We start from the raw sequence: 10,244 nt of genomic DNA, 5'->3' as shown, positions 1-10,244 counted from the left end.
CATTCAACATCGTTGGTGACTGACACACCGCCATCGCGAGCAGGCTCGCTCCTACAGGTTTGTCACAGTGACCGACCGGTGGAAGTTGAAGAACCAGAGTTTTGGGCGTAGACCAGACCCACGACGAGTTAAACGTTGTTAATTTTCAATCGCGCACCAAATGCCTCAACCCCTGCTTTGCTACCGTAGGCCCCTATAAACACGAGACTTGCGATGAGCGCCGGGTACCGACAGTCGCAGTGAACACCCGACAGTCACCCCAGCCCTCGTTGCGTTGATGGAAAAACCTGAGGAATATGCTCGGAAACCGCGTACTAGACGGATGCAGGCAGGAGTAACCCGTTGACCCTTTCCCCCGAACAGGCCATCCATTTCGGTCCTTACCGGATCTTTCCCGGACAACGTCTGGTGATGGAAGCCGACCAGCCCTTGCGGCTCGGCCGACGCGCCATGGGCATCCTGTTGATCCTGCTGGAACACGCCGGGGAAGTGGTCAGCAAGCAACAGCTGATCGCCGGGGTCTGGCCCAACAGCGTGGTGGAAGACATCAATCTGCGGGTGCACATGGCTGCGCTGCGCAAGGCGCTGGGCGATGGCCAGGCCGGCCAGCGTTACATCGTCACCGTGGCCCAGCGCGGGTACAGCTTTGTTGCGCCTTACTCGCTGGAGCAAATCGAGCAACCTCCCGAGACCGAAGCTTCGAAGCCCGGCATACACAACCTGCCGGTCCGGCGCACGCGCATGATCGGGCGCCAGCTGCTGGTCGACAACCTCGTCACCCAACTCGCACGCCAGCGCTTCATCACCCTGGTCGGGCCCGGCGGCATCGGCAAGACCACCGTGGCCCTGCGCGTCGCCGAGCGCCTGATCGGGCGCTACCGGGACGGCATTCGCCTGCTGGACCTGGCGCCGCTCAACGACCCCGCGATGATCACCGCGCATCTGGCCACGCTGCTGGATCTGTCTTTGCATGACGCCGAAACGATCAGCGGCTTTGCGGGGTTACTGCGCGACCGGCAGATGCTGCTGGTGATCGACAACTGCGAACACCTGGTCGACGCCATTGCGGTGCTGTGCGAACGCTTGCTGCGCGCGGCCCCAGACGTGCACATCCTGGCCACCAGCCGCGAGAGCCTGCGAGCCGAAGGCGAATACGTCCAGCGCCTTGAATCGCTGGACTGCCCGCCGCCCATCGCGGTGCTGGACCGCACGCAGGCGCTGAGCTTTTCCGCGCTGCAACTGTTCGTCGAGCGCGCGATGGCCAGCCACGACAGTTTCGAACTGAGCGATGAAGAACTGCCGCTGCTGATTGAAATCTGCCACCGCCTGGACGGCATTCCCCTGGCGATTGAACTGGCCGCCGCACAAGTCGGCCACTTTGGCCTGAGCGGGTTGCTGGCCCAACTCCAAGGCAGCTTTCGCCTGCTCACCCAAGGTTTCCAGACCACGCCGGGGCGGCATCAGACCCTGCGCGCCACGCTGGACTGGAGCTACGAACTGCTCAGCCCGTGTGAACAAACCTGCCTGCGTCGCTTGGGTGTCTTCCGTGGAGGGTTCACGCTGGAGTCGGCCGCGGCCGTCATCGTCGGTGAGCACATCGAGCCCAACGAGGTATTCGGTTCGATCACCCAACTGGTGGCCAAGTCGCTGTTGAACGTCGAGGTCGGCGACGAAGAAGTGTTCTACCGCCTGCTCGATACCACCCGCAGTTATGCGATGGAAAAACTCGATCAGGCAGCCGACTTGCCGGGCACCCGTGAGCGGCATATCCAGCGATGCCTGGCGCTGATGCATCAAGCGCAGATCGATTGGGAAAACATCCCGACCGGCCTGTGGATCGAGCGCTATGCCCGTGGTCTTGAAGACATTCGCTCAGCCCTTGAATGGGGTTTGCGCGTTCAAGGGCCGCAGGCATTGGCGATCCGGTTGGCGGCCACGTCCACGCCGTTGTGGCAGGAGCTGTCGCTGCTCAAGGAACATGGCGTGTATGTGCGCAGGGCGCTGGCGCTGCTCGACGCGTCCCCCGAGCCCTGCCCTCGCCTGAAAATGGCGCTCAAGCTGGCCCTCGGCAGTTCCTGCTATCACACCCAGGGCGGCAGCGCCGAAACCATCGAAGCCTTCGTCTGCGCCAGAACCCTGGCCAGACACAACAACGACCTGGCCGGGCAACTGCGGGCGGTCTCCGGGCACATGGCGGTCAACCTCAGTTGCGGCAACTATCAAATGGCGTTGGAGCAGAGCCAACTGTTCGACCGGCTCGGGCTGGACGGCGACGCGGTGCTGTCGTTGAGCACCCATCGCCTGCGCGTGCTGGCGCTGCACTTCGCCGGCAATCAACGCCTCGCCCGTACCCATGCTGAAGAAGTCATCCAGCGCATGGCCCAGAGCGGTCACCTCAACCGCTTCACCCACGGCTTTGGCGTGCAGTACGATCAAAGCGTGGCGGCCCTGACGATTCTGGCGCGCATCCTGTGGATACAGGGCCAGCCGGAACAGGCCTGGCGCACCGCGCGACAGGCGCTGGACATCGCGCTGCAGATCAACCACGGCACGTCCATCTGCTACACCCTGGCGCTGGCCGGCTGCCTGATCGCCCATTACAACGGCGACACCCGGACCGCTCGCGAACTCTTGCGCCTGTTACTGGAACAAGCGCAAAAACACTCGGTGCTGCTGTTCTACACTTGGGCCCAGCAGTATGCCCAGGTGATTGACGGCGACCCTGTGCAGGCGACTCCGCCGGGCGCGGGGCTGATCAAGGAAATCATGGTCACTTTGGACGGGGCTTTCGTCGACGATGACCTGCTGCTGCGCGCCGACACCGGCCAGGCCGGCTGGAGCACCGCTGAAATTTTGCGAGCCCGGGCCGATGGGCTTATCGCAGAAGATTGCCCGCTGAAAACCGACGCCGCCGAAGCCGTATTGGTCAGGTCGTTGAACGTGGCACAACATCAGGGAGCCTTGGCCTGGGAACTGCGCAGCGCCACCTCCCTGGCACAGCTTTGGCAGGGTCAGGGTCGTTACCAAGAAGCCCACGCCCTGCTGGCGCCGATTTACGCCCGGTTCACCGAGGGCCATGCCACGCCGGACCTTATCAAGGTCCGGCGGTTACTCGACGAGTTGCAGCGTCAACTGCCCGTCTGACGTCCATCGCGCCCGGCTGATGTACCGGGCATAGCGCATTTCCAGGGCCCACACACCGCCACTGCGGGCGAGTTTCTCCAGCGCATAGCGGCGGGTGGTATTGAGAAAGCGGTAGCGGGTCACGCCGCTGGCCGGGTCCAGGGACAGCAGCGATTTCCGCACCAGACTTTCCAGTACGTCCGCCAGGCGAGCGGGCGACAGCGCCGCGCAACTCAGCACGCCAATCGCGGCGTCCAGGGTGAAGGCCATTTTGAACACCGAGAGGCGCTGCAACACAGTTTGCTCCAGCGTATCCAACCGTTCATAACTCCAGTCCAATGCAGCCTTGAGGGTCTGATGCCGAGGCACGGCAGTACGTCGCCCCTGGGTCAGCAGCTGAAAACAGTTATCGAGCTGGGCTTGCAACCCCATCAGCGCCAGCGCATCGATTTGCGTCGCCGCCAGCTCGATGGCCAGCGGCAAACCATCGAGCCGCCGACAGATTTCACGAACGGCATTGAGATCCTGCACGCGCAGGGAGAAACCTTGCTGGCGGGCACGGGCGCGACTGACAAACAATTGCACCGCCGAATACCCCATGGTTTCGGTGACACTGTGCAACGCTGACAGGGGCGGCACTGCCAATGCCGGCAGCCGCAGGACCGTTTCCCCCGCCGCGTGCAAAGGCTCGCGACTGGTGGCGAGGATTGACAGCCGGGGCGCGAACGCCAGCAGTTCCTCGATCAGATCTCGACAGCGCTCGTGCAGATGTTCGCAGTTATCCAGCACCAGCAACGCGTGCCAATGCGCCAACGCGTCCAGTGACGTTCCGGCATCTTGTTCAAGGGTGCGCAACAAATGATCGAGCACTTGCGCCGGGTCATCGATCACCGCCAGGTCCACCAGCCAGACGCCGTCCCGGTAGTGTTGCAACAGCAGCTCGGCCACTCGCAATGCAACGGTGGTCTTGCCGATGCCGCCAGGTCCGACCAGGGTCATCTGGCGCCAGACCGGCAGCTGCCGGACCAGGCTGCCGACGACCGAATCTCGCCCGGTCACCGGGGTCAGCCGCGCCGGCAGGTTGTGCTGAGGCTTGTGCACGGTTTCGATGGAGGACACTGTGCACGCGGGCACCCGCAGCACTGGCGCGATAAAGCTGTAACCGCGCTGGGGAATGTTGACGATGTAACGCTGCCCGTTCTGTCCGTCACCCAATGCGCGGCGCAGCGCAGCGATGTGCACCCGCAGGTTGATTTCTTCGACCACGGACGTCGGCCAAACGAGTGCAATCAGCTCGTCCTTGCTGACCACGGCGCCTGCGCGCTGGACCAGCACCTGCAAAATATCCAGGGCCCGCCCGCCCATGCGCAGCGGCCGATCACCGTCCAGGATCAGCCGTTGCCGCAGGTGGAGCGCGTACGGGCCAAATTGCAGCACCGTATCGCTGTTTAAATCTCTGACACTGTTCATGCACATTCGCGTGCGCAAACCCGGGGCGACTCAAGGGACAGCAAGCTCCATTGCGCGCCAGACTCGCGCACCTCCATTGCAAAGAGTTCACGGGTATCTTGGCAGGCCTCCATGACGTAACAACAACCACAAGGGGAGCAACACGGCCATCACGGTGCGCGCAACGGACAAAACCGCTCTAGCTGAACTGTTCGCGGTACTGGGAGGGGGTCAACCCGAGCTTTTCACTGAACAGGAAGCGCATGTGCCGCACACTGCCGAAGCCACTTTTGAAGGCCACGGTCTTGAGCGGCAAGTCGCTGGTTTCCAACAGATTTCTGGCGCAATCGATGCGTGCGCTCTGGAGGAATTCCATCGGCGTCATGCTCACTTCCCGGGCAAACACTCGCGAAAAGTGTCGTGCACTCATGTTCGCCAGGCCGGCCATGCATTCGATGGTGAAGGCTTTATCGAGGTGTTCAAGCACGTGGTTCTGGACCCGGGTCACGGGCGTTTCATGGGGCGCGACGGTGGCCATCAACGGGCTGAACTGCGCCTGCCCGCCCTGACGTTTCATCACCACCAACAGCACTTTGGCCACGTCCTGGGCGACCTTCTTGCCGTGGTCTTCGGCCACCACCGCCAGCGCCAGGTCGATGCCGGCGGTAACGCCGCCAGAAGTGATGAGATTGCGGTCCTGGACGTAAATCTGATCGGTCTCGACGGTCGCCCCGGGAAACCCTTTGATCAACCGTTCGGTGTAATGCCAGTGCGTGGTGACGCGGTAACCGTCGAGCAAACCGGCGTGCCCCAGCACGAAGGCCCCGGTGCAGATCGAACCGTATCGCTTGGACCGGGGGACGGCATCTTTGAGCCAGGCGAGCAATTGCGGCGGTTTTTCGTTGTACGCACCGGGACCGCCCGGGATCAGCAACAGGTCGTAGCCGTGATCCGCCTGGTCGATGTGCAGATCGGCGTGAACGCTGACACCGTTGGACGCCCGTAGCGCGCCGTGTTCGGTGCCGATGGTCGACAGTTCATAACGCTCGGCGGATGGCAGGTAGCGGTTGGCGATGGAAAACACTTCCATGGGGCCGGCCATGTCGAGCAGAAGAAAATCCGGAAAGAGCACCATTGCCACGGTTTTCATGGGTTCAAATCACTGAAGTCAAAAAAGGGATCACTGGCAAAACACCAAACCCCGTAGGAGCCGAGCAAGCTCGGCTCCTACGGGGTACGTGCACAGCATTCAGGCGTGCTGTGCATTATGGCCAAGAGTGGCGTTAACGTTGGATTTGAATTCGTGATCGACCGCACATTACTGTCAACCTCAGCGGGACAGTATTTCAATTTCCATCTACTTATTGCACCCATCGATAAACATTAACCTTCTCCTCACTCGGACGAATCAACGTCCCCACAGGAGATTTCATCATGCTGACCCTTCGCAAAGCCTCGGATCGCGGTGCGGCCAATCACGGTTGGTTGAAGTCGTTCCATACCTTTTCCTTCGCCAATTACCGCAATCCGAAAGAGCAGGGTTTTTCCGACCTGCTGGTGATCAACGATGACCGCGTGGCCGCCGGCAAAGGCTTTGGCCAGCACCCGCACCGCGACATGGAGATTTTCTCCTACGTGCTGGAAGGCGCGCTGGAACACAAAGATACCCTGGGCACTGGTTCGGTGATCCGCCCCGGTGACGTGCAACTGATGAGCGCCGGCAGCGGCGTGGCGCACAGCGAATACAACCACTCGGCCACGCGGCCGGTGCACTTCCTGCAAATCTGGATCGTGCCGGAAGTCAGCGGCGCCAAACCGCGTTACCAGCAAGAGCACTTCAGCACGCAAAAGAAACGCGGGCGCCTGCAACTGATCATCTCGCCCGACGGCGATAAGGGTTCGCTGAAGGTGCGTCAGGATGCACGGGTCTACGCCGCGCTGATCGACGGCAAGGAAAGCGCCACCCTCGAACTGGCCGCCAACCGCTTTGCCTATGTGCATGTCGCCAGCGGTAGCGTCGAGCTCAACGGCGTGCCGTTGCAGGAAGGCGATGGTGTGCGGGTGCGCAAGGAGCAGGTGCTGACGTTGAGCAACGGCGTGGATGCAGAAGTGCTGGTGTTCGACCTGCGGCCGCAAGAACTGCCGGAAATGCCATAACGCAATACGTGTAGCCGCTGACGCCCGGCTTCCCTGTAGGAGCGAGCTTGCTCGCGATGTTCGTGAACGATGACGCGTGCTACCTGAAAACACGCGTCGCATCCAAATTCATCGCGAGCAAGCTCGCTCCTACAGGGTTCGCGTTTCACTCGCCGGTACCGGAAAACACCGCGACAATTTGATTAATCACCGCACGGACCCTGGCGGTATGCCGCAGGTCCGCGTGGGTGACCAGCCAGATGTCGTAAGGCGCCGGCCGCGTGCGTGTCGGCCACAACCGAACCAGACCATCCCTCTCCCCCATGTACACCGGAATTTCCCCCAGCCCGATACCCGCCGCAATCGATCGACGCACCAGCAGGCTCGAACTCAGGCTCGCGACAATCCGTCCACGCGTCAGCGGTTCCGAGACCAGCGTCATCTCCTTGTTGCTTTGCAAATACGGTTGATACACCACCAGGTCATGCCCCTCGAACGCCGAGCCCGGCTCCGGCGTGCCGTGGGCGTCCACGTAGTCCCGAGAAGCAAACAGCCCCACCGGCCACCGCGCGATGCGTCGGGCAATCAGGTCTGGATTGTCTGGCCGGGTATTGCGCACGGCGATGTCGGCTTCGCGTTTCGCCAGGCTGAGAATCTGTGTGGTCGCGTCAAGCTGTACCCGCACCTCCGGATGCTGTTGATGCAGATGCGCAATCGCCGGGATCAGAAAATCGATGGCCAGCGAGTCGGTAGTGCTGACCCGCACGGTGCCGGTCAATCGATCATCCAGCCCTTGAATCTGCCGCTCGAGCTCCAGCGCGCCGTGCTCCATTTTCTCCACGGCGGCGAGTGCTGCCTCGCCCGATGCGGTCAGGGCATAGCCCTCGGACGTGCGCAGAAACAGCGTTGCACTCAACGACTTCTCCAGTGCGTTGATCCTGCGTCCGACCGTCGCCTGATCGACCCCTAGAACCCGTGCCGCCCCCCGCAGCGTCGACTCTCGGCACACCGCCAGAAATACCCGCGCGTCATCCCAATTCATTCGAACCTCCACCCATGCAGATATGCATCACCATAGCGCGAAATCGCTGCGCTGGCGCATCAGCAAACCACGATAGTCTGGTGGCCAGCGTGAAACCTCACAGGACATTTCCCATGCACAGCACATCGCCCCCCCCGCCCAGCGCGATCTGGTTGCCGATCCTTGCCGGCCTCTGCGCCAGCCTCGTCAGCATCGGCCTGGCGCGGTTTGCGTATACGCCGTTGATTCCGTCGTTGATCCAGGCGCACTGGTTTTCCGCCAGCGACGTGGTGTACCTCGGCGCCGCCAATCTCGTGGGTTATTTGATCGGCGCGCTGATTGGCCGGCCGCTGGCCCATCGCACGTCGAACAAAACCGCCCTGCGCCTGATGATGCTGGCCGTGACCCTGTCGTTTTTCGCCTGCGGCTTTCCGTTGTCGGTGAGCTGGTTCTTCGGCTGGCGCCTGCTCTCGGGTGTGGCCGGCGGCGCGATCATGGTGCTGGTGGCCGCGACGGTATTACCCCATGTGCCGGCAGCCCGCCGAGGCCTGGCCAGTGGCGCGATTTTCCTGGGGATTGGCCTGGGCATTGCCGGGTCGGGGACAATCGTTCCGCCACTGCTGAGCCTCGGTTTGCAGCAAACGTGGTTCGGGCTTGGGCTGCTGGCGTTGATGTTGACTGCGGTGAGCTGGTTCGGTTGGCCTTCTGATGTTCACCATGAAACGGCGGGGCTCCCGGTAGAAAAAAACCGGACGCCCACTGACCCCGCGGTTTACCTGCTGTTCGCCCAATACGCATTCATGGCCGCCGGGCTCGTGCCAGCCATGGTGTTCCTGGTGGACTACGTGGCCCGTGGCCTCGGTGCCGGTTCGCACGTCGGTGCGCTGATTTGGGTGATGTACGGCCTCGGCGCGATCATCGGGCCGGTGAGTTATGGTTTTCTGGCCGACCAACTGGGTGCGAAGCTGAGCATCCGCCTGGTGCTGGTGGTGCAGGCGATTGCCGTGGGCCTGTTGTCGATTTCAAGTTCCTTTGCAGCACTGGCGTTGCTGGCGGTGATCCTCGGTTCGTTCCCGCCGGGCATCGTGCCGCTGGCACTGGCACGGGTGCATGAACTGATCCCGAACCATCACCAGCAGCAAATCGCCTGGAGCCGCGCCACGGTGTCCTTCGCCACGTTTCAAGCGATTGCAGGCTTTGCCTACTCGGCATTGTTCAATGTCAGTGGCGGGCATCACGCGTTGTTGTTCATCATCGCGGCCGGTGCCATTGTGGTTGCATTGCTGCTGGAACAGGCGATGCGCTTGATTCCGAATACAAGTGCCTGCTCGCTCCCACAGGGATTCGCGCCACGCACTGAATCACCGACTCTTTGATACTGTCCCAACTGATGACTGCCTTTGAACAGGACTCCGACATGACTCTGCCCCAAACCATGACCCTGATTGAAATCACCGAGCCCGGCGGCCCTGAAGTCTTGAAGCCGCGCCAGGAACCGATGCCCACCGCCGGCGCTGGCGAAGTGCTGATCCGCGTGCACGCCGCCGGGGTCAACCGTCCCGACGTGATTCAACGCGCCGGCAAATACCCGATGAGACCCGGCATGAGCCCGATCCCCGGGCTGGAGGTGGCCGGTGAAGTGGTGGCCATTGGCGCCGGCGTCAGTGAATTCATTGTCGGTGACAAGGTGTGCGCCCTGACCAATGGCGGTGGCTACGCACAGTATTGCGTCGCCCCGGCCAGCCAGACCCTGCCGATTCCTGCCGGCATGGACTGGGTGCACGCGGCCGCCATCCCGGAAACCTTCTTCACGGTGTGGGCCAACCTGTTCGACATGGGCGGCGCCAGCAAAGGCCAGCGCGCACTGATTCACGGCGGCACCAGCGGCATCGGCACTACCGCGCTGATGTTGTGCCGCGAATTCGGGGTCAAGGCTTTTGCCACGGCGGGCAGCGAGGAAAAATGCGCGGCGATCCGCAAGCTGGGGGCCGAGGCGATCAACTACCGCGATCAGGATTTCGTCCAGGTCATCCAGGAAAAAACCGCCGGTAAAGGCGTCAACGTCATTCTCGACATCATGGGCGGCTCTTACCTGAATCAGAACATTGCGGCGTTGGGCATGGAAGGTCGACTGGTGATGCTGGGCTTTCTCGGTGGTGCCCGCGCCAACGACGTCGACCTGCTGGGGATCATGGCCAAGCGCGCGATCATCACCGGCTCGCTGTTGCGCCCACGCACGCAGGAAGAAAAAGCCTCGATTGCCGAGCAACTGCGCGAGTTTGTCTGGCCCGTGCTCGCTGCCGGTCGTTGCCTGCCGATGATCGACAAGGTCTATCCGTACACCGACGCGTCACAGGCCCATGCGCGGATGGAAGCGGGTGATCACATCGGCAAGATTGTGTTGCAGGTGGATTGATTCACGATCCCCGGCCACGCAAAAATCCACTGTAGGAGCGAGCTTGCTCGCGATGGTGTGTCAGCTACATCGTTGTCAATTGACACACCTTCGCGAGCA

7 protein-coding genes are annotated in these 10,244 nt (G+C 62.1%); 4 read left to right on the top strand and 3 right to left on the bottom strand.

Annotated features, from left to right (window positions below; all coding sequences use genetic code 11):
- The first annotated feature begins 342 nt into the window (after positions 1-342).
- Complete coding sequence (locus EJA72_RS14080) at positions 343-3,144, top strand: winged helix-turn-helix domain-containing protein (RefSeq protein ID WP_157712049.1); 2,802 nt, start codon at positions 343-345, stop codon at positions 3,142-3,144.
- On the opposite strand, the gene EJA72_RS14075 is transcribed toward EJA72_RS14080, so the two are convergent.
- Both EJA72_RS14075 and EJA72_RS14070 read right to left on the bottom strand, forming a co-directional pair.
- Entirely contained in the window at positions 3,109-4,593 is a 1,485-nt protein-coding gene (locus EJA72_RS14075) for a winged helix-turn-helix domain-containing protein (RefSeq protein WP_157712048.1), read from the bottom strand. The genes EJA72_RS14080 and EJA72_RS14075 overlap by 36 nt on opposite strands.
- Before the next feature lie 178 nt (positions 4,594-4,771).
- The gene (locus EJA72_RS14070) at positions 4,772-5,722 is read right to left on the bottom strand and encodes a GlxA family transcriptional regulator (protein WP_157712047.1); all 951 of its coding nucleotides are present in this window, start codon (positions 5,720-5,722) and stop codon (positions 4,772-4,774) included.
- A 284-nt stretch (positions 5,723-6,006) separates the two neighbouring features.
- Here EJA72_RS14070 and EJA72_RS14065 point away from each other — a divergent pair, with 284 nt between their 5' ends.
- Positions 6,007-6,729 (top strand): pirin family protein, encoded by a 723-nt coding sequence (locus EJA72_RS14065; RefSeq protein WP_157712046.1) that lies wholly within the window; start codon positions 6,007-6,009, stop codon positions 6,727-6,729.
- Positions 6,730-6,874: 145 nt separating this feature from the next.
- Here the strand turns inward: EJA72_RS14065 and EJA72_RS14060 are convergent, their stop codons facing one another.
- Positions 6,875-7,750, bottom strand: coding sequence for a LysR family transcriptional regulator (locus EJA72_RS14060; RefSeq protein ID WP_157712045.1), 876 nt, complete (start codon positions 7,748-7,750; stop codon positions 6,875-6,877).
- Between the two features lie 113 nt (positions 7,751-7,863).
- Between EJA72_RS14060 and EJA72_RS14055 the strand changes: the two genes are divergently transcribed.
- Both EJA72_RS14055 and EJA72_RS14050 read left to right on the top strand, forming a co-directional pair.
- Positions 7,864-9,105, top strand: coding sequence for a YbfB/YjiJ family MFS transporter (locus tag EJA72_RS14055; RefSeq protein WP_256679696.1), 1,242 nt, complete (start codon positions 7,864-7,866; stop codon positions 9,103-9,105).
- A gap of 41 nt (positions 9,106-9,146) precedes the next feature.
- Positions 9,147-10,145 carry an NAD(P)H-quinone oxidoreductase gene (locus tag EJA72_RS14050; RefSeq protein WP_157712044.1) on the top strand — a complete coding sequence of 333 codons (999 nt, stop codon included), beginning with the start codon at positions 9,147-9,149 and terminating at the stop codon, positions 10,143-10,145.
- The last annotated feature ends 99 nt before the right edge of the window (positions 10,146-10,244 follow it).

The sequence above is a fragment of the Pseudomonas sp. PB120 genome (genome assembly GCF_009761815.1).
Lineage (GTDB): Bacteria > Pseudomonadota > Gammaproteobacteria > Pseudomonadales > Pseudomonadaceae > Aquipseudomonas.
This window is presented reverse-complemented; position numbering and strand designations above follow the sequence as displayed.